This is a genomic window from Anaerotruncus sp. (genome assembly GCF_057433415.1).
Genome location: NZ_DBMDHH010000008.1, coordinates 22,082 through 44,382, shown reverse-complemented (window position 1 = coordinate 44,382; position 22,301 = coordinate 22,082). Strand labels below are relative to the sequence as shown.

Sequence of the window (22,301 nt, the reverse complement as noted above, 5' to 3'; positions counted from 1 at the left end):
CTGTGAACCTTGTCATAAAAATGCAACCCCGCTATGGACGGGGTTGCATTTTGAGGGATTTTGTCCAGTTTATTTTTTCTCCGCGGCCTTCTTCGCGGCGGGTTTCGCCGCGGTCTTCGCCTTCGGCGCGGCCTTGGTTTCCGCCTTCGGAGCGGCCTTGACTTCCGATTTCGGAGCGGTCTTGGTTTCCGCCTTCGGCGCGGCCTTGACTTCCGATTTCGGGGCGGCTTTGGCTTCCGCCTTCGGCGCGGTCTTGGTTTCCTTCTTGACGGCCGGTTTCTTTGCCGCCGGCTTTTTGGCGGGGGCCTTGGGGGCGGCCTTCTTCACCGGCTCCTCCTTGGGCGCGTTGGGGTCCTCGACCTTCCAGAGCTGGTTGTCCCCGTCCATGTCGTCCCAGATCTGGATCGGCGCGCCGTTCTCGTCCGAGAGGCCGACGATATCCAGGCAGCGGCCGGAGAGCTTCGACTGGATCTTGTAGCAGCCGTTCGCGGCGGGGACGAGGAGCCATTTCTGGTTCTCCGCGCCGACGTCCTCCCACTGGTGGATCTGCGCGCCGTTTTCGGTGCCCGCCAGGATGACGTCCACGACCTCGCCCGACTGGCGGTTCACGATGCGGTAGCTGCCGCCGTCCGCCGGTTCAAACGCCCAGAACTGGTTGGCCGCGTTGGTGACGTCGTACATCTGGATGCGGTTGTTGGCGTCCGCCTCCATCGCCTTGCCGCTGCGCGCGGAGAGGATGCGGTAATAAACGCCGCTCGTAATTTTCGTGTGCTGTGCAGTCTTTTTCGCCATTTGTAACGCCCTTTCGCAATATCATTCGCCATTCATCCACGTTTCCTGCTGATATTATAGCACGCACCGTCATATTGTCAATTTTCTGGAAGCAAAAATAGTGATTGTGCATAAAAAAGATTTTTTCCATCCCCGCCGTGCAAACCATTTCACCGATTGTCGGACTGATTTTTCCGCTAAACCCGCTTGGAAAGGGCTTCCATCCCCTCCCGGTCGGCGATCTCCACCCCGCCGCGGAAGAGGGAAACCAGCCCCTCCGACTGGAAATACTTGAGCATCCGCGTCACGACCTCCCGCGCCGAGCCGAGGTTGCGGGCGATCACCTCCTGGGTCATGGAGAGCCGGTCCGTCCCCTCGATCTCCGCCTGCTCGAGCAGGAAAAGCGCGAGGCGCTTGTCGAAACTCATGAAGAGCACCTGCTCCATCACCCACATCACGTCGGAGAACCGCGAGGACATGAGCTGGTTGGTGTAGTCGGACACCGCGAGCGACTCCTTTGACAGCGTGGAGTAGACGGTCGTGGGGATCAGCAGCGCGTCTGTCTCCTTCTCCGCCTCGACGTAGACGTCGAAGCTGATGTTGCGCAGCATGCAGGAGGCCGAAAAGATGCAGATATCCCACGGGAAAAGCCGGTAGAGGGTGATCTCCTTGCCCCCCTCCGAGAGGATGTACACCCGCACCTGCCCCTCCTTCACGAGGAAGAGCCCCGCGCAGTCCTCCGAACCCGCGTGCATCGTCTCGCCCTTCCCGTACCTGCGCGCCGTCACCGTCTCCCGCAGCCGCGCGCGCTGGACGTCGTCCAGCTTCTTCCAAAAGGGCAGACCCCCCTCGAGGAACGCCTCGTAATCCGCCTGCAGCAATCCCGCCGCCCCCTTTCCGGTTCCTTCTGACGATATGATCCTATAGACGATATAATACCATAATCGTATGGTTTTGGAAAGGCCTTCCGCCCTTTCCCCGCAAAAAACGGACCGGCCCCGCGCAATGCGCGGGGCCGGCCTCCAGGGGAGGTAAAAGAAATGAAAGATGTCAGCATGTTTGGAGGGTCACTTTTTTTCGCGCCTGAAGCAGAGGAACCAGTCAAGGCAGTATTTTTCCTCGTCCTGCGACTCCATCCGCTCCTTGGCCACGCCGCAGGAGCCGGCGGTCGGGATGATGACGTCCTGTCCGGGGCGCCAGTTGGCCGGGGTCGCGACCTGCTCGGCGTCCGCCTTCTGGAGCGCGACGACGATCCGTTTGATCTCGTCAAAGTTGCGCCCGGTGGAGGCCGGGTAGTAGAGGATCGTGCGGATGACCGCCTCGGGGTCGATGACGAAGACCGCGCGCACCGCCTGGGTGGTCGAGGAGGAGGGCTGGATCATGCCGAACTTGTTGGCAACCTCCATCTTGATGTCCTCGATGAGCGGGAACTTGACCTCGACGCCCTTCATGCCGTTCCACTCGAGATCCTGGATCTTGCGCAGCCAGGCGATGTGGGCGTAGAGGGAATCGACCGACAGGCCGATCAGCTCGGTGTTCAGCGCCTTGAACTCGTCCGCCATCGTCGCGAAGGTCATGAACTCGGTCGTGCAGACGGGGGTGAAGTCCGCCGGGTGGGAGAAGAGGATCACCCATTTGCCCTTGTAGTCCTCGGGGAAGTTGATGGGACCTTGGGTGGTGACGGCGGAGAAGGAGGGGGCCTTGTCTCCGATGAGGGGCATGGTGTAGCTTCTGTTTTCTTCCATATTGCATTCTCCTTTTTTCGGGTCTGATTGTTGATGTTCGGGCAGTGGTAGTGAAGTGAGTGATAACAGTAATTATTACTGTTTCTGTGTCTAAAGAATACCGCATCCGCGGCATCCTTTCCGTGACAAAGTCACCTTATTCCGTTTTGATTTTAACGCCGCAGGGATGGGCCGGCGAAAAGTCGTATCCCGCCTTGCCCATGACCGATTCGTAGACCGTCCAGCCCCCCGAGAGGTTGTGGCACTCGTAGCCGTGCTGCATGAGGATGCGGCAGGCGAGGTAGCTGCGCAGCGCGGTGCCGCAGGTGAGATAGACCGGCTTGCCCCGCGGGAACTCGTCGAGATGATCGCGCAGCCCGTCGATCGGCACGTTTTTGAAGCCGTCGATGCGGCCCTGCGCGTATTCCTCCGGCGAACGGGTGTCGACGAGGGTGACGCTTCCGTCGCGCGGGAGGGCCGCGACCTCGTCCCAGTGGAACTGCCGCACCCTGCCGGCAAGGAGATTTTCGATCACGAAGCCCGCGATGTTGACGGGGTCCTTCGCGGAGGAGAAGGGCGGAGCGTAGCAGAGCTCGAGCTCCGCCAGGTCGGCGGCGGTCATGCCCGCGCGGATGGCGGTCGCCAGCACGTCGCAGCGCTTGTCGACGCCGTCGAAGCCCACGAGCTGGGCGCCGAGGATCTTCCCCGTCCCCCGCTCGAAGACCACCTTCATCTCGAGGTTCCGCGCGCCGGGGTAATAGGCCGCGTGGGAGGTCCCGTGGATGTGCACCTTGTCACAGTCGAGCCCCGCGGCCTTCGCCGCGCGCTCGTTGAGGCCGGTCGTCGCGACGGCCATGTCGAAGAGCTTGAGCACCGACGAGCCCTGGGTGCCGCGGTATACGCTGGGGATGCCCGCAAGGTTGTCGGCCGCGATGCGGCCCTGCTTGTTCGCCGGGCCCGCGAGCGGGATGTAGCCGGGCGCGCCCGTCACGAAGTCGGTGATCTCCACCGCGTCCCCCACCGCGTAAATGTCGGGATCGGAGGTGCGCATGTGGGGATCGACGACAATCGCGCCGCGCGGGTTGACCGTAAGCCCCGCCTCCTTCGCAAGACGGCCGTCGGGGCGCACCCCGATCGACAGCAGCACGAGGTCGGCGTTCAGGACGCCCCGCTCGAGGGAGACGGTCACGCCGCCGTCCGGCGCGGGGGAAAAGGCCTTCACGCCGTTTTGCAGCAGCAGGCGCACCCCCTTGGAGGCAAGGTAGCGCTCGACGAAGCTGGCCATGTCGTAGTCGAGCGGGCCGATCACATGGTCCGCCAGCTCGACGACGGTGACCGATAGCCCCGCCCGCGTGAGGTTCTCCGCCATCTCGACGCCGATGTATCCGCCGCCGACCACCACCGCCGTCCTGGGGCGCGCCTCCTCGACGAAGGCGCGGATGCGGTAGGTGTCTGGAACGGTGCGCAGGGTGAAGATCCGCTCGTGTTCGATGCCGGGGATGGGGGGCCGCAGCGGTTCCGCGCCCGGCGAGAGCAGGAGCTTGTCGTAGGCTTCGGTGTAGCTTTCGCCGGTCGCGGCGACGCGGACGGTCACCGTCCTCTTCGCGCGGTCGATCGAGACGACCTCGCAGCCGGTGCGCACGTCGATGTTGAAGCGCTCCTTAAAGCTCTGCGGGGTCTGGAGGGTCAGCGATTTCTTGTCGGTGATCTCGCCGCCGATATAATAGGGCAGCCCGCAGTTCGCATAGGAGATGTATTCGCCGCGCTCAAAAACGACGATCTGCGCCTCTTCGTCCAGCCGGCGCAGCCGCGCCGCGGCCGACGCGCCGCCCGCGACGCCGCCGACGATCAGTACCTTCATTTCGCTCCCTCCTTTCCGCTCAGCCGAGCATGTTCAGGATCGCCTGCTTGCTCTGCACGCCCACGCGGGTGGCGACCGCCTTGCCCTGCTTCATCACGACGAGGGTCGGGATGCTCATGACGCCGAACTGCGCCGCGAGCTCGGGCTGCTCGTCGACGTTCACCTTGCCGACCTTCGCGCGCCCGTCGACCTCCGCCGCCACCTGGTCCACGATCGGGGAAACCATGCGGCAGGGCCCGCACCAGGGCGCCCAGAAGTCCAGGAGCACCGCCTGGTCGGACTGTAAAACCTCTGTGGTGAAATTATCCTTGGTCAAAGTTTTGACTGACATATCATCTGCCTCCTTGTTTTGCGGTTGTTTGGTATGGCTCTATTATATACCTTTTTGGTGTTGTTACGGTGACTAGGTCACACTTCCCCCGGGGGCGCATGGAAAGCGGGCCCGCGGCATATGATTCAGCATGGTACCCAACTTTATCACAAGGGGTGGCAAGATGTATCCCGTCTACGACTATCTCAAAACCGAAACGAAATGCGAGGAGGTGCCCGTCGCCTTCCCGCCCCAGCAGCAGGACCGCCAGCCGGGCATGGAGGCCGTCATGCAGCCCCGGCCGATCTCGGAGAACGCCTGCGCCGCCGGGGGCGGCCGCCTGTGCGACCGGGTCGCGCTCATCACCGGGGGCGACAGCGGCATCGGGCGCGCCGTCGCCTACGCCTTCGCGAAGGAGGGCGCGGACGTGGCGGTCGCCTACCTCTGCGAGGAGCAGGACGCCGCCGAGACGAAGGCCCATGTCGAGGAGCTCGGGCGGCGGTGCCTGCTGCTGCCCGGCGACCTGCGCGACCCCGCCTGCTGCCGCGCCGCCGTCGAGCGGACGGTGGGGTGCTACGGCAAGCTGAACGTTCTCGTCAACAACCACGCCGTCCAATTCATCCGCCGGAGCATCCTGGACATCACCCGAGAGCAGCTTCTCGCCACCTTTGAAACGAATATCCTCTCCTATTTCTATCTCATCCAGGCCGCGCTCCCCCATCTCGGCCGCGGCAGCTCGATCATCAACACCACCTCCGTCACCGCCTACGCGGGCGAGCCGCTGCTCATCGATTACAGCGCCACCAAGGGCGCGGTCATGGCGCTCACCCGTTCCCTCTCCCTCTCGCTCGAGGGACAGGGCGTGCGCGTCAACGCCGTCGCCCCTGGCCCCATCTGGACCCCGCTCATCCCCGCCTCCTACTCCGCGCGGGAGGTCCAGACCTTCGGCACCGATACCTCCCGCGTGCCCATGCTGCGCGCCGGACAGCCGTTCGAGGTTGCCTCCAGCTACGTCTTCCTCGCGTCGGACGACGCGAGCTATATGAGCGGCCAGGTCCTGCACCCCAACGGCGGGAAGATCGTCGGGTCCTGAAGACGCGCAAAATCGAAAACGCCCGTTTGACAACGGGCGTTTTTTTGCATATTTTCCTGCCGCGCGCAAACAATAATCCCATCAAAAATCCGGGAGGTCACGCTATGGAACATCCAACCTTCCTCTACTGTGAGGACTGTAAAAAAATCGCCACCGTCATCGAGGGCAGCCCGACGCTCGCCTGCTGCGGCGACCCGATGAAGGCGCTGCGCGCCAACACGTCGGACGGCGCCGCCGAAAAGCATGTCCCCGTCGTCAAAAAGCAGGGAAGCACCGTTGAAGTCTGCGTCGGCGACGTGCCGCATCCGATGAGCAGGGAGCACAGCATCGGCTGGGTCTGCCTCGTCACGAAGGAGGGCTGGCAGCTCAAAAAGCTGCCCGTCGACCGCGACCCGGTCGCAAAGTTCGCCCTCTCCGAAGGCGACGCGCCCGAGGCGGCCTACGCCTGGTGCAACCTGCACGGCCTGTGGAAGGCCGACTTCCATTAATTCTGCGAGGTGAGAGTATGCCCAGATCCAACTATCCCGGCGGGCTGAACGAAATGCTCAGCTGCGACGATACCGCCAAATCCTATTTCATGTCCCTGCCCGACTACGTGCAGGGGATGATTCAGCAGCGCTGCGGCAACGTCCACAGCATCGACGAGCTGCACCGCTACGCCGAAAACCTCATGGCCGGCGACAAATAAAAAACGGCGGAGGGTGCGCCCTCCGCCGAAAAAGCTACAGTTCTTTGAGCCGCGCGACCACCCGGTCGAGCTGCGCCCGCGGGACGAAGCGCCCCGCGTACTGCATCGCCGTGCCCAGCTGCATGCCGCGGAACCGCGCCGCCATCGGGCTGGCCAGCACCTTTGGGTAGGCGCGCTGTATCATCGCGCGCGCGTTCGGATTGGCGAGGATCTCGCCGATCGTGATGCGCCCGTTTCTCAAATCCATTGCTTCACCTCCCCGTTTGGGGGATAGCCCATTGTATGCCGCGCGGCGGAAAGGAGTTCCCACCATGCAAAACTATGCCAACGGTCCCGAGATCCCCATGGGGTTCGGCATGGCGCTCGCCGAAAACATGCCCGCCATGGAGTATTTCGCCTCGCTGAGCCACGAGCAGCAGCAGGCCGTCATCGCGCACACCCACCAGATCCGCTCCAAAAAGGAGATGCAGGCCTACGTCCGCAGCCTTGTGGAGCAGCCGCCCTCCTTTTATTAGGAGAACTTTCCAGTTTAGGGGGCTTTCCCCCGTCCATACTATTACCGGAGGTGGCAAACATGCCCGAATGTTTTGAAAATCCGCAGATGCAGCAGTATTTTTCCTCCCTGCCCGTCTATGTTCAGGAGACGATCAAGCAGAGCGCGCCCAAGATTACCAACGAGGACGAGCTCCGCAAGTTCGCGGAAAACCTGATGCAGAGCAACGGATAAAGCCCGAAGGCCCCCCGCTGAAGCGGGGGGCCTTCGCTTTTTCCGGGCCGGCCGGCACGCCGAATAACGCGTGCCGTCAACCCGGGGCTTGCTCTTTTCCGCAGCGGGAGGGCGCGGGGGCCTCCTCCTGGCGCCGCAGCTCCCGTTCATAGTCCTCCTGTGTCATGGGGTGGTAGAAGACGAAGCCCTGGACATAGTCGCAGCCCACTTCCCGCAGCCGCCGCACCTGCTCCGGCGTCTCGATCCCCTCCGCCACCGTGTGGATGTGAAACCTGTGCACCAAATCGACGACGCCCTGGATGATGGCCCACTCCCGCTCCTCGTCCGTCCCGTCCTCGAAGAAAAAGCGGTCGATCTTCAGCGTGTCCGCCGGCAGGTCCTTCAGCAGGCTCAGGGAGGAGTAGCCCTTGCCGAAATCGTCGATCGAGCAGGCAAATCCCGCCTGCTTCAGCGCGTTGACCGTCCGGAGGAGCAGGCCGGCGTTGTCGAGGACGATGGACTCGGTGAACTCGATCTCCAACAGCTCCGGGGGGATTTGGAACCTGTCCCGGATCCCCACATAGCGGTCCACGAACCCCTCGTCATAGAACTGCAGCCGGGACACGTTGACGGATACCGGCAGCGCGGACTCCCCCGCGTCCAGCCGGCCGCGCAGCCAGCGGCAGACCTCCTCCATGACGTACTGGTCCAATTGCCCGATCATGAACTTCCGCTCAAAGACCGGGATGAACTGATCGGGCGGGATGACCCGCCCCCCGCTGAGCTTCCAGCGGACCAGCGCCTCGGAGGAGGCGATCCTCCCCGTGCGCAGGTCCACCTTCGGCTGGTAATAGACGACGAACTCCCGGCGCTCGAGGGCGGAAGCCATCCGGCTCTCGATGTCCTTCTCCTCCCACAGCTTGCGGCGGATGCTGTCGTCGTAATAGACATAGTTGGGGCTGGTTTTGGTTTTGACCATCTTGCGCGCAAAGCCCGCCCGGTCCATGAGCCCCCCGACGCCGAGCTTTTCGACCACGTCCCCCACGCAGCAGATTCCGCAGCAGGTGGACAGGCTCTGCCGTCCGGGCGAGCTGCGCATATACGCGGTGATCTTCCGGTCGGCCTCCCGCTGGCGCGCGGCCGCCTCCTCCTTCCGGTCATACCGCAGCAGCAGCACGAAATTGTCGGCCGAGACCCGGCCGCACAATTCCCGCTCCCGCAGCCCGGCGCGAAGGATCTCCCCATACCGGGCCAGCACCTCGTCGCCGTAGGCGTACCCGAACATGTCGTTGATATACTTGAAATCCACGAAATCCGTACAGATCACGGCGTACCGCTCATTCCCCGCCCGGTCCAGCAGGGTCTGGGCCTTCTCCTTGAAGGCGTCGATCTGGTAGGCCCCGGTCAGCGGATCCCGCTGCGCCAGATCGCTCAGCCGCTGGTTGGTGCTCTCCAGCAGGAGCAGCTTTTTCGAGGCCGCCCAGAAGATGAACAACCAGGTCGCCAGCATGATGCCCAGCATGACGGCGCACGCCGCCAGCAGGGTTTTCGACTGGCGGGTGGTATAGGCCTCGGCGGCAAAGACCGTGTCGTTGGCCTGCTCGAAATAGCGTTCGCTCAGCGTGAGCAGCGGCCCGCTGTCCTCCGCTCCCGCCCGGTACGCGTCGATGTGGTCCTTCACCTGGACCCACATGCCCTTGAGTTCCTCCAGCTCCCGCCGGTACGCCGCGTCCTTGGGGTTCGGCAGGCCGTATTCCCCGCCCTCTCCGGACAGGTCCGCCAGGATGCCGTCCAGATATTCCACAAGGCCGTCGCCTGGTTGGTCCATCAGCTCCAGCTTCACCAGCCGCTGCGTGGCGCCCCGCACAATGCCCACATAGTTGATCAGCCTGCCGTAGCACTGCACCTGTGTGACCGCGTGGACCGTTATGCCGCCCAGCAGCAGCAAAGAAATGAACAAAGAAATAAGGCCGCCCTTTGCGTATCGCCTCACGACGCTCATCCCCCACCGCTTCCGCCGGCCGCCCAGAACAGATCGCTGCCGATCCGGCTATCGTTGTTACAGTTAAGCAACATTATACTGTAATCGGCGGGAATAAGCAAGTTTTTTGTGACAACATCATGGATCCTGCGGAAAAACGGCACCCACGCGCAAACAATACGATAAAACAGCCGCCCGGATGGGCGGCTGTTTTAATCCCGTGAGCCCGGTCATACGGCCGTTTCTACAAAATGCACGGCGGAATGATCCCAATACTTTCGGTAAACGACTTCATCTTGTTTTCCATGAAAATTCAACTGGTACATCCGGAATGTCACCGGAATATTTTTCGGCTGCCACTGCTCCTCGTAGGAATATTGATAGCGCATCCCCAACCGGACCATGACCGCGCCGCTGCGCGGATTGTTCCGGTCGTGCGTAGCGGTAACGTATGGAAGCCCGTCCGCCTTTACACGCTCGATGACAGCCCCGCACGCCTCGGTCACAATACCCCCGTGCCAGAACTCTTTGCGCAGCCCATAACCCAAATCATGGTGTTCTTCCATGCTGACGTTCACATAACCGATCGGAATGTTGTCACTTTTCAGACAAACGGCGTATTGATAGGCCCGCTCCTGCCTGTAGCGTTCCGCGTACCGCTCCTGCCAGAAGGCCCGTGCTTCATCCATGGACCGTAATGGAAACCATGGCAGAAAACGGTTTACCTCCTCGTCGCTGAAAATGGCAAACAAAGCGGGCAAGTCGTCTTCCGCAAATCTTCTCAGGGCCAACCGTTCTGTCTCCAACGCGGGGGTGTTTACAGTACGCAAACCACATCACCTCGGATTTTCAATTTCTCGGTCCGTGCCTCATCCGTACGGCGCGGACGGACGTCTCTTTATTCCCGCAGCAGGAGACGGTCGAATTCGTGGAAGTTCGGGATGACCTCATACACCTCCGGCATCCGCTCAAACGCCTCCCGCCGCTCCTCCGGGGCGACCGCGATCACCTTCCCCGCGCCCGCCGCCGCTGCCGCGCGAAGCCCCGAGACCGCGTCCTCGAAGACGATGCAGTTCTTCGGCTCGAGCCCGAGCGTCTCGGCGGCCCGCAGGTAGAAGTCCGGCGCCGGCTTCCCGAGGATGGTGCCGTCGTCGTAGACGAGCTTTTCAACGTCGAACCACCGCTCCAGGCGGAAGCTCTCGATATAAAAATCCACGTTGCCCCTGCGGGACGCGGTCGCGATCGTCCGGGGGATCCCGCGCTCGCGGAGCTCGTCCAGAAGCTCCTCCGCGCCCAGCGCGAGGTGGAAGCGCGCCGGGTCCTCCCGGCAGAGCCGCCGGTAGATCGTCTCCTTTTCCTCGACGTATTCGTCGACCTGCCGCGCGCTCAGAGCCTTCCCGGCGAGATGCTGCATGGTAAAATCGTTGTTGCGCCCGTGCACGCACTCCCGGAACTCCCCGTCGGAAATCTCCTTTCCGAACGCCTCCCGCGCGAAGAGCCGCCACGCCCGCTCCTGCTGCTCCCCGTCGAAAAAGAGCGTCCCGTTAAAATCGAAAATGACTCCCATCATAATGCCGGTTCCTCCCAGGCCGGGGGATTCCCTTCCCGCCGGCCGATTGTAATGTTCCGTTCCAGTATAATGCTCTCGGCCGAAAAATTCCAGCGTTTTGTTACCATATCCGGAAGAAAAGGGCGGAGCAGCCCGCTCCGCCCTTTTCAATCCGGTATTTTTTCCGCCGCGCGGCACGCCGCCAGCCAGAGGGGCGCCGTCAGCCAGAGCATCGGCAGATCGCGCGCGAGCAGCTCCCCCCCGCCGACCAGCGCCACTCCCGCGAAGCTCCCGCAGAGGCAGGCCGCGAGCAGGAACGCGAAAGCCCGGGGGCCCGCCGCCGGGCGGCGCAGCGCCGGGCGCGCCGCCAAGAGGAGCGCGGCGAGCGAGCAGGCAGCCGCCTTGAGGAGCGCGGTCAGCAGCAGCACGTCGGGGCGTTCCTTCTTCATCCAGAGGTAATCCGTCCACTCGGCGCGCCGCTCGGTGAAGAGGGTCTCCCAGAAGGAAAAATCCGACCAGCGGGTCGGGATCAAATCCTGCGGGACCGCGGGGCGCACGCCCGCCAGCCAGAGGACGGCCGCGGCCGCGGCGACCGCTGCAATCCAGAGCAGCGCCCGCTGGACCGGCCAGTCGCGGCGGGCGCGGGCACGGCCGAAAAAGCGCACGGCGAGCGAGCAGGCCGCCGCCAGCGCGGGCAGCAGGCAGAAGAAGCGGGCGAGCGCCGCGAGGCCGCCGTACTGCACGATGCGTTCCCCGGGCAGGCCGTGGCGCATGGCGAATTCCTCCGCGCGCCCGCGCGGGTTTTCCTCCCCCGAAAGGTCGAGGGTGACGCGGTCGAAGAGGACCTCCGACGCGGGGTCCGCCTCCACGGCGAGGGTGGCCTCCGGCGCGTCGAAGACGCCCCGGACGGTGTAGTCCCGGCCGTTCCAGCGCACCTTCTGCCCCTCGGCGCGCGCGTCCCCGAAGAGGGAGAGCGCCGTCGTCCGGTCGATGAGACAGCCGTTCCCCGCCGCGGGCGCGAGGGAGGGGCGCGCGTCCGGCAGGAGCAGGGCGCTCTCCCCCCACAGCGTGAGAACGGACACGGTGCGTTCCCGGCCGAGCGCGGGGCTTTCGACCGTCTGCCCGTCCTCCTGCCGCCAGAGGGTGAAGGCGAGCGGATGCTCCGTGCGCGCCTCGGCGGCGGCCATCTCCCGGGCTGCGGGGACTCCCGCCGGCGCGCCGCCGATTTGGAGCGCGGCGCGCTCCCCGAGCGGCGCGGCCGCCCCCGAGAAAAGGCAGGCGCCCGCCCAGAGGGCCAGCGCCAGCAGGAGCGCCAGCGGCCCCTCCAGACGGCGCAGGGCGGTGGTCATGTGGCCTCCGGGCGGACGCGGTCGTTTTCACGCACCGTCTTGTTGCCGCCCGTGATGATCCAATCGTCGGTCGTGAGCGGCCCCTCGACCGCCGCGGTCGTCTCGTTGCGGTCGAGCAGCGTCACGTCGAGCCGCTCGGCGCTCTGCTCCACGCCGAGCACCGACTCGGTCTCCCGCACCGCCAGGACGTAATACCGCTCCCCCTCCTTATGCAGCGCCGATACCGGCACCGTCGTGCGGTACTGCTCCGAACGGGTGGTGGCGGACAGTACCGCCGACATCCCGGCCTCCCCCTTCCCGGCGGGGAGGGAGACCGTCACTTTGGCGAAGCCGTTCTTGTCCGCCAGCGCGGCGATGCTCTCCACCGTGCCGTCCGCGCGTTTGTGGCCCGGGAGCTCGAGCTTCACCTTGTCGCCCGGCGAGAGGTACTCCCGCTCGTCGTCGGTGATCTCACAGGTGAAGCGGAACCCCGCTTCCGCACCCGCCAGCAGCAGCGCCGCTTCGTCCGCCGTCCGCTTTCCGGGCGCGACGGAGAGCGCCGTCACCGCGCCGTCGATGGGCGCGTAGATTTCGCCGCCCGCCTCGGAGAGCGCCTGGAGCCGGGAGAGCTCGAGCTGCCGGAGCCGCACGTCGATCCCGAGCGTCGCCGCGCTGTTGTCCGGGTCCTCCAGCTCCAAATCCTCCAGCACGCGCTCCGCGTCCACCTTCGCCCGGTCCTGGTCGCTCAGCGCCTCCTCATAGGCGCGCTGCTTGGCGCGGTAGTCGTCCCGCAGCGCGATATAGGTCGAATCGAGGTCCTCGTCGTCCTCGTCCTCATCCACGTCGTTGTCGTTTTTGTAGTCGCGCAGCGCCTGCCGCGCCCGGCGGCGGTCCTCCCCCGCCTGCTGCAGCTTGAGGCGGCTGCGCTCCATCGCCATGTCGTAGTCCTCCTGCGCGCGCAGGGCGGACAGTTCGTCCTTCTCCTCCCCCAGCGCGGCCTTCTGCTGCGCCTCCTGGAGCTGGAGCTGGGCGCGCTGGAGCTCAAGCTGCTTTTCCAGCACCTGCCGCGCGAGATCGTCCGCGTCGAGGGTGAACAGCAGGTCTCCCGCTTTCACCTGCTGCCCCTCGCCGACGGCAACGCTCCCCACGAGGATCCCGCCTTCCGCCGTGACCGGGCGCTCCTGCGCCGGTTCGAGCCGGCCGTCCTTCTCCACCGTGTGCGGGATGGCCGCGCGCGCGGGCTTTTCGGTCGTCACCTGCGCGACGGTCAGCGAATCGGCCGCGCGGGAAAGCAGCGTGCAGGCCAGCATGAATACGAGAAAGCCCGCCAGCAGCCGCAGGGCGCGCCGCTGGATGGTGACCGGACGGGAGCGGTCGGTTTTGTATGTAAAGATCGTTTTCAGATTCATCGGTTTCATTCCTTTATGCCCGCGGCAATAATTCCCTGTTCAAGGTAGCTCTGCCCGTAGAGGAAGACGAGGATCGCCGGGATGAGCGCCACCACCGAGGCGGCCAGCGCCAAGCCCGCGCGGCCCGTCACGACCTGCGGCAGATAGAGGGAGAGCGGCCAGAGCGCTTTGGTCTTGAGATAGGTCATCGGCGGTTCGATGAGGTTCCAGCAGTCGAGGAAGCCCAGCACCACCGCCGACATCACGCCCCCCGCGCCGAGCGGCAGGCCGATCGACCAGAAGATGCGGAAGCTCCCCGCGCCGTCCAGCTCGGCCGACTCGATGAGCGCCTGCGGAATCCCCCTGAAAAACCGGTACATGATGAACACCGGAAAGGTGGAAAACGCGGCGGGCAGGATGATGCCCGTCAGCGTGTCGAGCAGGTTCAGCCGGTCGAGGACCAGATAGGTGGGCATCATCGTCACCTGGAAGGGCATGAGCATCAGCACGATATAGAGGGTGAACAGCAGGTTTTTGCAGGGGAACTCATGCCGGGCGAACCCCCACGCGGCGGGCACGCCCACCAGGAGCTGCCCGGCCAGCGTCCCGAGGGTGATCTTCACCGAGTTCCAGAACATGACGAAGAACCCGGGCGAATCGAGCAGCAGCTCCACATAGGGGCGCAGCGTCGGGTAGAGGGGGATGAGGTCCCACCGCGCGAACCCCTCCCCGCCCGAAAGCACGGGCGCGAGGCTCGCGGTGAGTTCCGCCTCCCCCATGAAGGAGCCGCCAACCAGAAAGACGATCGGCAGCCACACCGCCGCCGATAAAACCAGCGGGAGGAGAAGCGGCAGGCTTTGTCGGATTTTACGCATCACAGCCTCCTTGCGCGGATGAAAAGTTGGGGCGGGGCGGGAAACCGCGCCCGGCCCCGCCGGGCGCGCGGGCCGCGAAGCGGCCCGAAAACGGCTTTGCCGTTTGGTTTCCCGCCCCCGCGGCGATGGGCGCGCGGCGGGCGGCTATTCCGTCTCCCACGCGCGCCGCAAAAGCAGGATGAGCAGCAGGATCACGGCCGCCACGAGCACCGCGGCCGCCGCGAGCTTATCCATCGACAGCTCGCGGAACCAGTTGCTGAAGAGGTGCTGGAGCAGGTACATGCTGCTGTGGGGATAATCCCCCGCCACAAGGTAGGCCTCGCGGAAAACCTTGAAGGAATTGAGAAAACTCAGCACCGTGATCGTGTAGAGGGAGGGCAGCAAGTTGGGGAGCGTCACCCGCGTGAAGGTCGTCCATGCGCCCGCCCCGTCGATCGCGGCCGCCTCGTAGATGTCGGTCGAGATGTTCGCGAGCCCGGCCATCCAGAGGATGACGTCGTAGCCGAGGTTCTTCCAGATGTAGCTGCCCACAGCACCCAGAAGGCGGCGGAGCTCTGCATCCAGTCGGTCCCCTGCCCGCCGAGCGCCGTGATCCAGGAGTTGACGAGCCCGTCCGCGTGGAAGAGCGCTTTCCAGATCAGGACGATCGACGCGACGGGGATCGCCATCGGGATGAGGAAGGTGGTCTTGAAGAAGCCGGCGCGGCGGGGGTTGCCGTAGAGGATGACCGCCACGAGCAGCGAGAGGGAGATGAGCAGCGGCATGCAGAACGCCACGAACCGCAGCGTGTTGCCCGCCGCGAGGCGGAACGCCCCGTTGGAAAAGACGTCGGCATAGTTTTTGAGGCCCACGAAGGCGCCGTTCATCGCCCCGGTGAAGGAGCGCCGGACCACCTCGAGGAAGGGGGCGAGCACGAAGACGCCCACCCCCAGAAGACTCGGCAGGATGAAGAGCAGCCCCCGCATACGGCCGGCCGTGCGGCTGTTCACGGCCCTACTCCGCAAGATAGATGTTGAGCTTCTCGCGCAGGGCGGTCACCGCTTCGTCAAGGGTCCGCGTCCCGTCGAAATAGCCCGCCGTCTCGTCGAGCACCATCTGTTTGACCACCTCGTCGGAGGCGGAGGGGGTGTCGAGCGCGGTGATCCAGTTCTCGGCGTTCTCCATGAACGCGTCGGAGGGCCAGGTCACCTGCAGCTCCATCGAAATCTCCTCCCCGTCCTCGCCGGTCCAGGAGGAGCCGTAATACATCCCATCCGGATCGCCCGGATTCGGGTTGACGAAGCCGTTTGAGAAGGCCGCCGCGTTGACCGGCATCCCGTCATCAAAGTTGTTTTTCTGCACCTGCTCGGACAGGACCAGCCCGAGGAAGGCACGCGCCATATCCGTCTGCTTGCTCGCCGCGTTGACGCCGAGGATGGTGCGCGGCACGAACACGCCCGAGGTCTGGCCGGGCAGCGGGGCGAGCTCTCCGCTGCCGCGCTTGGCGATGCAGGCGTCCGGCGCCGCGAGCGCCTTCACCGAGTCGAGGCTTCCGGCCGCCGCGCCGAGCATATCATAGGTCCAGCGCAGGCCGTCCCACAGCAGATCGTAGGAGGCGCCGCCGGTATATTCATAGGCGGCCTTGCTCTCCTCCGCCTGCTCGCCGGTGGCGCTGTCGCAAATCCGCTTGAGGTCGGTCAGGAAGGCGCGGAACGCCTCCTCGTCCATCGAGCCGTCCGCCTGGAACCAAGCGGGGGAGCAGACCGGGTAGAAAAGGTCGATCATCGCGGCGGGATGGACAATGCTGAGCGTGCCGCCGTGGATGCTGGGGAACCGCCCCTTCTGCGCAACCAGCCAGTCGGTGAGCGCGGTCAGATCCTTCGCCCGCGCGGCTTCCTCATCGGCCAGGATGACCGGCACCGAGAAACGCGCTGGCACCGCGTAGATCCTGCCGTCGGCGGTCTTGAAGCTCTCCGCCTCGGCCTTCAGCCATTCGCCCGAGGCGGTCTTGCCGCCGACCGGCTCGGAGAGGTCGAGCAGGACGCCCTTTTCAACATAGCTGTCGATCGGCATGCCGTCGAGCACGAGCAGGTCGGGGCCCTTGCCGGCGAGCAGCTCGTTGGCCAGCGTGCGCAGTGCGTCCGACGCGGTCACAGCGTCGGCGCCCGTCAGCGCCACGTCATAGACCACGTGCACGTCGGGGTTCTGCCGCTGGAAGAGGCCCATCGCCTGGCGGATGGTCTTGTTGTCCCGCAGGGAGAACACCCGCAACTCCTTGTCGGGCACCGTCGGGGTGTCCGCCGAATAGGTGTAGTTCATGAGCGTCCGGTCCATGCCGTCCGCGTAGAGCAGCAGCAGACTGCCGTCCTCTTTCACGATCAGGTCGGTCAGCCGAAGCGCCGGCATATTGAGGGAACAGAGTTCGCCGTCGATCAGCCGCTCGGTCACCGCGCCGTCAAGCAGGTGCCGGTAGACGCCCGTGCTGTCCGCGAAGTAGACCGCCCCGTTCTCCGGATCGGAGGCGAGCACCCGCTCGTACGACGCCGATTCGGCCATCGTCGCGACTTTCGGGCCGCCATCCTCAGGCTGCTGCCCGGCCGTGGAGAAGGAGCCTGTCTGCTCCCCCGTCGTGAGGTCGTAGAAGGTGACGAGGTCGCCGTCGGTCATCGCCAGCGTGTCCTGGAGGGTCGTATAGGAAATCGAATTGGCAAAGGCCTCCGGGTCATAGAGGTGCTTGCATTCGCCGGTGGCCGGGTCAAACTGCGCGAGGACGAAGGCACACTCCGCGATGAGGTCGCCGTTTTCCGCGACCTGCAACCCGCGCGCGCCCAGCGTCCCGTAGTCCATCTGCGCCTCCAGCGTGAAGCCGAGCTCCTCCACGTTCCCCGCCGGGTCCACCTTGACCAGCTTGGAGCTTGGCATCTGCGGGCCCGAGGTCAACCCCTCGTCCCCGTTATCCCCGGCGTCCTCCCCGTCCGTCCCGGCGGCGTCCCCTTCGGGCGCGGGGGCGTCCGAGGACGCGGAGGTCTCCGCGGATTCGGCGGCCGCGGCGGACGCGCCGCCTCCTTTGGCGGCTTCCATCTGCGCCATCAGCGCATCAAACTCCGCCTGCGTCATCGGCATGTACTGCATGTAGAGGTTGCCCGCCCTGTCCCATGCCGCCGCTTCGACGGTGAGCAGCTCGCCCAGGCCGTCGAGCCAGGGGGTCTCCTCCTGCATCCAGCGCCTGCCGCCGTCCGTCGAGGCATAGACGTACCACTTGCCGAGCATCATCTCCTTGTCGAGGTTGCATAGCAGCTTAATCGAGCCGTCCTCGGCGCGGTGGACGGCCGCCACATAGCCCACCCCTTCGGGGAGCGTGTATTCCTCTTCGATATAGCGGCCCATCGCCGCCTGCCCGCCCGGGGCGTCGCCGCCCGGCGCGGAGGGGGAATTGTCCCCGCAGGCGGAGAGCGCCAGCATCATGCCCGCGAGCGCCAGCGCGCCCAGCCGTTTCAGTCGCTTTCTCATATGATCGTATCCTCCAAACTGGTTGTTGGTTTTTGCCTACCGCTACTCTATCACCCGAATCTCTAAATTTTCTCCAAAGATTTAAAGGAATTTTCCAGATTCGCGTGCTATACTACAAACAGTAACGGTGGGGGAACCCGCCGCACGGAGGATATCGATATGCGGATTCTGCTCGTAGAGGACGATGTGAAGCTGTGCGAGGCGGTCGCCTTCGCGCTGAACGAGGAGGGGTTCGAGGTCGACGTCTGCCACGACGGCGACGACGGCCTGCGCTGGGCCCGGGAGGGCGCGCACGACCTCATCCTGCTCGACCGGATGCTCCCGGTCATGGACGGCGTCACCGTCCTGCGCAAGCTCCGCTCCGGCGGGATTTCCACCCCCGTCCTGCTCGTCACCGCGCTGGGCAACATCGGCCAGCGGGTCGAGGGGCTCGACGCGGGCGCGGACGACTACCTCGTCAAGCCGTTCGCCGTGGAGGAGCTGCTCGCGCGGGTGCGCGCCATGTGCCGCCGCCCCCGCCGCTGGGAGAGCTCCGACGTGACCGAATACGGCGACGTCGTCTTCGACGCCGCCAAAAAATCCCTGCGCGGTTCGTCGGGCGGCTGCGCCCTCTCCAAGCGGGAGGCCGCCCTGCTCGAAACCCTGCTCAAGAACCCCGGCCAAACCCTGCCGCGCGCCGTGCTGCTCACCCGGGTGTGGGGGCCGGACGCAGGCGTGGAGGACGGCAACCTCGACAACTATATCCACTTCCTGCGCCGCAGGCTCCGCTCGGTCGGCAGCCGCATCCTCATCCAGACGGTGCGCGGCGTCGGCTACCGGTTGGAGGAAGGCGATGTTTAAGCGGCTGCGCGTCCGGCTCACCGTCGTGTGCGCCCTCATCACCAGCGTCATCCTCATCGGCATGGCGGTCTCCTCCTTCCAGATCTCCGCCTACCAGCTCCGCCAGCGGGCGGACGAGTCCTTTGCGAGCGACCTCTCTGCCGTCCTCAGCCACCTGGGCAGCCAGCGCGTCCTCGACCACACCTGGCTTTCCCAGACGGAGGCGGGCGGCCTGCTGCTCTGCATCGAGGACGCGGGCAGGCCGCTACTCTACCGTGGAAGCTGGACCGCGCCATTCCGCCAGGAGGTCTCCGACCGGGTCAAGCAGGCGGCGCTCGACCGCTTCGGCTTCGACGCAAACAAGCCCCCCGACACCCAGCTGCACCCCCGCACCCTCTCCTTCTCCTACGCCGACCCCTCCCTCGGCGCCTGTCACGCCGCCGTCGCGTCGGTGCCGATCCCCGGCGGGTGGGTCTCCCTCGCCCTCGTCAAGCCCAAGGCGCCCGAGCAGGCCCAGACCGCCCGCCTGAGCTGGGCGTTCACCGGGCTTTCGGCCGCCGCTGTGCTGCTGCTCTCCATCTTCTGGTGGTTTTTCGTCAAGTTCGCCATCCGTCCGGTCGAGGAGAGCCGCCGAAGGCAGATGGAGTTCGTCTCGGCGGCCTCCCACGAGCTGCGCGCCCCCCTCGCGGTCATCGGCACGAGCGCGTCGGTCATGCGGCGCGCCTCCCCCGAGCAGGCCGACCGCTTTGCCCAGACGATCTCGCAGGAGTGCTCCCGCATGTCCCGGCTGGTCGACGACATGCTCATGCTCGCCAGCGCCGACAACAGCAGCTGGTCGGTCCAGAAGGAGGAGACGGACCTCGAAACCCTCCTGCTCGACGCGGCCGAATGGTTCGAGCCCGCCGCCGCGGAAAAGCAGATCCGCATCTCCGTCTCGCTGCCCGAGGAGACCCTCCCCCGCTGCCGCTGCGACCAGCAGCGCATCCGGCAGGTGCTCTCGATCCTGGTGGACAACGCCGTCAGCTACGCCGGGGAGGGCGGCAGGGTCGTGCTCTCCGCCGGGTGGAAACGCGGGTGGTTTTCCATCCGCGTGGCCGACAACGGTCCCGGCATCCCCGACGCGGAAAAGGCGCGCGTCTTCGACCGCTTCTACCGCGCCGACAAGGCCCGCAGCGGCCGCGAGCACTACGGGCTGGGGCTGTCGATCGCGCGGGAGATCGCCGCGCTCCACCGGGGCAGGCTCACAGCCGGCGACACGCCGGGCGGCGGCGCGACCTTCACCCTTTCGCTGCCGGGCGGGAATCCGGAATAAAACAAAGGGCGCACCTTCCGGTGCGCCCTTTGTTTTGGAGAATTAGGAGATTATTTACCCAGGAAAGGGAGGAGAAAGCAATCAGACGGCGGCGTCCGCCGCGGGAATGGCCTCCCGGCGGCTCTGCGCGACCGCTTCGAGGTGCGCGCGCAGCTGCTCGGGCGTGATGTCGACGTGGTCGAGGTCGACCGAAAGCTGTTCGTGGTATTTGGCGTTCACCTGGTCGACGACGTCCTGGTATTCCGAACGGTCCGCGCCGCACCCGCCGAGGAGCAGTCCCCCCGCGATCAGCAGGGCGAGACATCCGAGGATCAGCGAGCACCAGGAGAGGACATGATCTGCAAGCAGTTTTTTCATTCCGGCGACCTCCTTTCCAGTCACTGTGGCCTTTCTACCTATCATAACGATCCGCGCGGCCAAATTCGGACAGTTTTTGTAAAAAAACCTTCCGAAAAACCGCACAAACTTTTTATCAATATTTTATGAAATCTGCTGGCCCGCCGCGACCGGCTGCCCAACGCAGGCACAGACCTTTTCCACTGCGCGGCGCAGTCGCATGCCGGCCGCCCACTCGGACATCCCCAGGATACGCGCGATCTCGCAGACCGAAAAGTTCTGCACCGCCGACAGGACGACCAGCTCCCGGTCCTCGAAGCAGAGCCCGCCCAGCTGTTCGAGCAGCGCGGCGCCGCGCGCGTCCACCTCCTCCGCCAGCGCGGAGGAATAGCCGCCAAGTCCCCGGTCGGCCCGCTCGCACATCTTGCACAGGCGGCGCACCGCCTCAACCGCGAAGGCCCGCTCGTCCGCCGTGCAGGCCGCCGCGGCCGTCCGGGTGAACGCCTCCCCCGCCGCGCGAGCGGCGGCCTTGCCGTCTCCAAGCAGGTAGAGGGCCGCGCGGTAAAGCTGGGGCAGAAAACGCCCGTAAAGCCGGTCGAACTGCTGTTTGCCCATCGGCTGCCGCTTCATTTTGCGTCCCTCCTTCCGGTTTTCCCGCCTGGTAAATGGTTCTATCTCTTTAACCATATTTCCCATGGATATGGGACACTCCTCAGAGGGAAATTTTTCAAAGCGGACGCAATCCCGGGGCGGGCCTGCGCCCGGTTTGCGCGGCTTCCCCGGCTTCCCGGGAAATACTGTACCGCTGTACTAGTGATATTAGTACTATGATACACCATAATTTCCCGGCTGTCAAGCCGGACGCACAAAATTCCCCTCCGCTCCTTGCGGATCAGACAGAAAAAGGAGACTGCCGCAGAGATCGCGGCAGTCTCCTTTTTTCGATGCTTCGGTTCCGGCTTGGGCGGGTCAGACTTTGATGATGTAGCCGGATTTCCTGGGCGCGGCGTCCGGGTGCGGGCAGTCGGCATAGCCGAGCGCAATCGAGCAGACGCCCCGCATGGTTTCGGGCAGGCCCCATTTTTTGAGGAGCGCCTTGCCCTCCTCCGATTCGAACATCTCCTTGCTGCGGTGGATCCAGCAGGACCCGAGCCCGACGGCATAGGCGGCGTTCAGCAGGTTGCCGCCGATCGCCGAGCAGTCCAGCTCCCCCTGCGCGTCCTCTTCCGGCGCCATCACGAGCAGAATGGTCGGCGCGCCGTAATAGGGATGCGCGGATGCGTTTCCCATAACCTTTGCGTTCATGGCGTCCAGTGCCGCAACCGTCTCCGCGTCCTGAACGGCGACGATCACCGGGGCCTGCCTGCCGCCGGCGGTAGGCGCGTAGGTGCCGGCTTCCAGAACCGTGTCCAGCTCTTCCGCCGAAATCTGCCGGGACTGGAATTTACGGATCGAACGGCGATTTTTTAACACTTCCAAAGCTTCTTTTTTCATGGCAGACGCTCCTTTGCAGATTGAATTACAGCTGATCTGACAACAATCAATATAGCACCTTTATTTTGTAGTGTCAATAGCTACGATTGACTTCCGCGGGCTGTGGCGGTATACTGTTTTTAGTCGGGCGCAAGGGGGCCGGGAAGCATGAAGATGAATACGCAGTTTACCGTGGCGATCCACACCATGATGCTCATCATGATAAACCCGGACCGGAAAATGACGAGCGAAATGATCTCGGAGAGCACCGGCGCCAACCCCGTTCTCATCCGCCAGATTTTCGGGAAGCTGAAGACCGCCGGCCTGCTGCAGATTTCCACGGGGCGCGGCATAACCAAACTGGCAAAGGCCCCCGATGAAATCAACCTGTGGGACGTCTATACGGCCGTGGAGGGAGACCACGCGGACGAGCTGTTTACCTTTCACCAGAACATCTCCAAGGAATGCCGGGTCGGGTGCTCCTTCAAGGAGATTTTGAATCCCCATGTCGACAAAGCCCTCCGGGCGATGAAGGACGAACTGTCGGCCGTGTCCTTGGAGCAGCTCCTGCGGGAATGGGACGCAATCAAATAGATCC

At 64.7% G+C, this 22,301-nt stretch carries 25 protein-coding genes and 1 pseudogene; 8 read left to right on the top strand and 18 right to left on the bottom strand.

Going from position 1 to position 22,301, the window contains the following annotated elements; all coding sequences use genetic code 11:
- Nucleotides 1-69: 69 nt before the first annotated feature.
- The 5 genes and pseudogenes from ACZO3G_RS03850 to trxA all read right to left on the bottom strand — a co-directional run.
- On the bottom strand, nucleotides 70-792 hold the full coding sequence (locus tag ACZO3G_RS03850; RefSeq protein ID WP_276872631.1) for an RICIN domain-containing protein: 723 nt from the start codon (nucleotides 790-792) through the stop codon (nucleotides 70-72).
- Nucleotides 793-968: 176 nt separating this feature from the next.
- Nucleotides 969-1,652, bottom strand: a complete 684-nt coding sequence (locus ACZO3G_RS03845; protein WP_276872633.1) for a Crp/Fnr family transcriptional regulator — start codon at nucleotides 1,650-1,652, stop codon at nucleotides 969-971.
- Between the two features lie 186 nt (nucleotides 1,653-1,838).
- Nucleotides 1,839-2,516 (bottom strand): peroxiredoxin, encoded by a 678-nt coding sequence (locus tag ACZO3G_RS03840; RefSeq protein WP_101551492.1) that lies wholly within the window; start codon nucleotides 2,514-2,516, stop codon nucleotides 1,839-1,841.
- Nucleotides 2,517-2,652: 136 nt separating this feature from the next.
- Nucleotides 2,653-4,356, bottom strand: a complete 1,704-nt coding sequence (locus ACZO3G_RS03835; RefSeq protein ID WP_276872635.1) for an FAD-dependent oxidoreductase — start codon at nucleotides 4,354-4,356, stop codon at nucleotides 2,653-2,655.
- Between the two features lie 19 nt (nucleotides 4,357-4,375).
- Nucleotides 4,376-4,690, bottom strand: a pseudogene (trxA, locus tag ACZO3G_RS03830) (thioredoxin); the annotation flags it as partial.
- 160 nt (nucleotides 4,691-4,850) lie between these two features.
- Here trxA and ACZO3G_RS03825 point away from each other — a divergent pair.
- The 3 genes from ACZO3G_RS03825 (at nucleotide 4,851) to ACZO3G_RS03815 (ending at nucleotide 6,447) form a co-directional block, all read left to right on the top strand.
- Nucleotides 4,851-5,759, top strand: a complete 909-nt coding sequence (locus ACZO3G_RS03825) for an SDR family oxidoreductase (protein WP_101551498.1) — start codon at nucleotides 4,851-4,853, stop codon at nucleotides 5,757-5,759.
- A gap of 104 nt (nucleotides 5,760-5,863) precedes the next feature.
- Nucleotides 5,864-6,247, top strand: coding sequence for a desulfoferrodoxin family protein (locus ACZO3G_RS03820; protein WP_276872637.1), 384 nt, complete (start codon nucleotides 5,864-5,866; stop codon nucleotides 6,245-6,247).
- Between the two features lie 17 nt (nucleotides 6,248-6,264).
- On the top strand, nucleotides 6,265-6,447 hold the full coding sequence (locus tag ACZO3G_RS03815; protein WP_101551502.1) for a hypothetical protein: 183 nt from the start codon (nucleotides 6,265-6,267) through the stop codon (nucleotides 6,445-6,447).
- A gap of 34 nt (nucleotides 6,448-6,481) precedes the next feature.
- Here ACZO3G_RS03815 and ACZO3G_RS03810 read toward each other — a convergent pair whose 3' ends face one another.
- Nucleotides 6,482-6,694 (bottom strand): hypothetical protein, encoded by a 213-nt coding sequence (locus tag ACZO3G_RS03810; RefSeq protein ID WP_101551504.1) that lies wholly within the window; start codon nucleotides 6,692-6,694, stop codon nucleotides 6,482-6,484.
- A gap of 64 nt (nucleotides 6,695-6,758) precedes the next feature.
- Between ACZO3G_RS03810 and ACZO3G_RS03805 the strand changes: the two genes are divergently transcribed.
- Both ACZO3G_RS03805 and ACZO3G_RS03800 read left to right on the top strand, forming a co-directional pair.
- On the top strand, nucleotides 6,759-6,962 hold the full coding sequence (locus tag ACZO3G_RS03805; protein WP_101551506.1) for a hypothetical protein: 204 nt from the start codon (nucleotides 6,759-6,761) through the stop codon (nucleotides 6,960-6,962).
- A 59-nt stretch (nucleotides 6,963-7,021) separates the two neighbouring features.
- Entirely contained in the window at nucleotides 7,022-7,174 is a 153-nt protein-coding gene (locus tag ACZO3G_RS03800) for a hypothetical protein (RefSeq protein WP_172439239.1), read from the top strand.
- A gap of 76 nt (nucleotides 7,175-7,250) precedes the next feature.
- Here the strand turns inward: ACZO3G_RS03800 and ACZO3G_RS03795 are convergent, their stop codons facing one another.
- The 9 genes from ACZO3G_RS03795 to ACZO3G_RS03755 all read right to left on the bottom strand — a co-directional run bounded on the left by ACZO3G_RS03795 (nucleotide 7,251) and on the right by ACZO3G_RS03755 (nucleotide 17,763).
- Complete coding sequence (locus ACZO3G_RS03795) at nucleotides 7,251-9,113, bottom strand: putative bifunctional diguanylate cyclase/phosphodiesterase (protein ID WP_276872646.1); 1,863 nt, start codon at nucleotides 9,111-9,113, stop codon at nucleotides 7,251-7,253.
- Nucleotides 9,114-9,364: 251 nt separating this feature from the next.
- On the bottom strand, nucleotides 9,365-9,925 hold the full coding sequence (locus tag ACZO3G_RS03790) for a GNAT family N-acetyltransferase (protein WP_277138625.1): 561 nt from the start codon (nucleotides 9,923-9,925) through the stop codon (nucleotides 9,365-9,367).
- Between the two features lie 107 nt (nucleotides 9,926-10,032).
- Nucleotides 10,033-10,704, bottom strand: coding sequence for an HAD family hydrolase (locus ACZO3G_RS03785; RefSeq protein WP_101551510.1), 672 nt, complete (start codon nucleotides 10,702-10,704; stop codon nucleotides 10,033-10,035).
- A 146-nt stretch (nucleotides 10,705-10,850) separates the two neighbouring features.
- Nucleotides 10,851-12,032 carry an ABC transporter permease gene (locus ACZO3G_RS03780; RefSeq protein WP_277138624.1) on the bottom strand — a complete coding sequence of 394 codons (1,182 nt, stop codon included), beginning with the start codon at nucleotides 12,030-12,032 and terminating at the stop codon, nucleotides 10,851-10,853.
- Complete coding sequence (locus ACZO3G_RS03775) at nucleotides 12,029-13,420, bottom strand: efflux RND transporter periplasmic adaptor subunit (protein ID WP_276874850.1); 1,392 nt, start codon at nucleotides 13,418-13,420, stop codon at nucleotides 12,029-12,031. Before ACZO3G_RS03775 ends, ACZO3G_RS03780 begins: the two co-directional genes overlap by 4 nt.
- 5 nt (nucleotides 13,421-13,425) lie before the next feature.
- Nucleotides 13,426-14,274, bottom strand: coding sequence for a carbohydrate ABC transporter permease (locus ACZO3G_RS03770; RefSeq protein ID WP_101551517.1), 849 nt, complete (start codon nucleotides 14,272-14,274; stop codon nucleotides 13,426-13,428).
- 144 nt (nucleotides 14,275-14,418) lie between these two features.
- A complete protein-coding gene (locus ACZO3G_RS03765; protein WP_486846821.1) occupies nucleotides 14,419-14,757 on the bottom strand; it encodes a carbohydrate ABC transporter permease in 339 nt (112 codons plus the stop codon).
- Entirely contained in the window at nucleotides 14,670-15,263 is a 594-nt protein-coding gene (locus tag ACZO3G_RS03760) for a carbohydrate ABC transporter permease (protein WP_486846819.1), read from the bottom strand. The genes ACZO3G_RS03765 and ACZO3G_RS03760 overlap by 88 nt, the downstream gene beginning before the upstream one ends.
- Before the next feature lie 4 nt (nucleotides 15,264-15,267).
- Nucleotides 15,268-17,763 carry an extracellular solute-binding protein gene (locus tag ACZO3G_RS03755; RefSeq protein ID WP_276872732.1) on the bottom strand — a complete coding sequence of 832 codons (2,496 nt, stop codon included), beginning with the start codon at nucleotides 17,761-17,763 and terminating at the stop codon, nucleotides 15,268-15,270.
- Nucleotides 17,764-17,922: 159 nt separating this feature from the next.
- Here ACZO3G_RS03755 and ACZO3G_RS03750 point away from each other — a divergent pair, with 159 nt between their 5' ends.
- Together ACZO3G_RS03750 and ACZO3G_RS03745 are read left to right on the top strand one after the other, a co-directional pair.
- Complete coding sequence (locus tag ACZO3G_RS03750) at nucleotides 17,923-18,603, top strand: response regulator transcription factor (RefSeq protein ID WP_101551523.1); 681 nt, start codon at nucleotides 17,923-17,925, stop codon at nucleotides 18,601-18,603.
- Nucleotides 18,596-19,894: a sensor histidine kinase gene (locus ACZO3G_RS03745; protein ID WP_276872734.1), complete on the top strand. Its 1,299-nt coding sequence runs from the start codon at nucleotides 18,596-18,598 to the stop codon at nucleotides 19,892-19,894. Before ACZO3G_RS03750 ends, ACZO3G_RS03745 begins: the two co-directional genes overlap by 8 nt.
- A gap of 81 nt (nucleotides 19,895-19,975) precedes the next feature.
- Here ACZO3G_RS03745 and ACZO3G_RS03740 read toward each other — a convergent pair whose 3' ends face one another.
- The 3 genes from ACZO3G_RS03740 to ACZO3G_RS03730 all read right to left on the bottom strand — a co-directional run bounded on the left by ACZO3G_RS03740 (nucleotide 19,976) and on the right by ACZO3G_RS03730 (nucleotide 21,703).
- Nucleotides 19,976-20,251 carry a hypothetical protein gene (locus ACZO3G_RS03740; protein WP_101551527.1) on the bottom strand — a complete coding sequence of 92 codons (276 nt, stop codon included), beginning with the start codon at nucleotides 20,249-20,251 and terminating at the stop codon, nucleotides 19,976-19,978.
- A gap of 123 nt (nucleotides 20,252-20,374) precedes the next feature.
- Nucleotides 20,375-20,860 (bottom strand): sigma factor-like helix-turn-helix DNA-binding protein, encoded by a 486-nt coding sequence (locus ACZO3G_RS03735; RefSeq protein WP_276872735.1) that lies wholly within the window; start codon nucleotides 20,858-20,860, stop codon nucleotides 20,375-20,377.
- Between the two features lie 339 nt (nucleotides 20,861-21,199).
- Nucleotides 21,200-21,703 (bottom strand): nitroreductase family protein, encoded by a 504-nt coding sequence (locus ACZO3G_RS03730; RefSeq protein WP_353939240.1) that lies wholly within the window; start codon nucleotides 21,701-21,703, stop codon nucleotides 21,200-21,202.
- 168 nt (nucleotides 21,704-21,871) lie between these two features.
- Between ACZO3G_RS03730 and ACZO3G_RS03725 the strand changes: the two genes are divergently transcribed.
- The gene (locus ACZO3G_RS03725) at nucleotides 21,872-22,297 is read left to right on the top strand and encodes an RrF2 family transcriptional regulator (protein ID WP_101551533.1); all 426 of its coding nucleotides are present in this window, start codon (nucleotides 21,872-21,874) and stop codon (nucleotides 22,295-22,297) included.
- Nucleotides 22,298-22,301 lie beyond the last annotated feature (4 nt).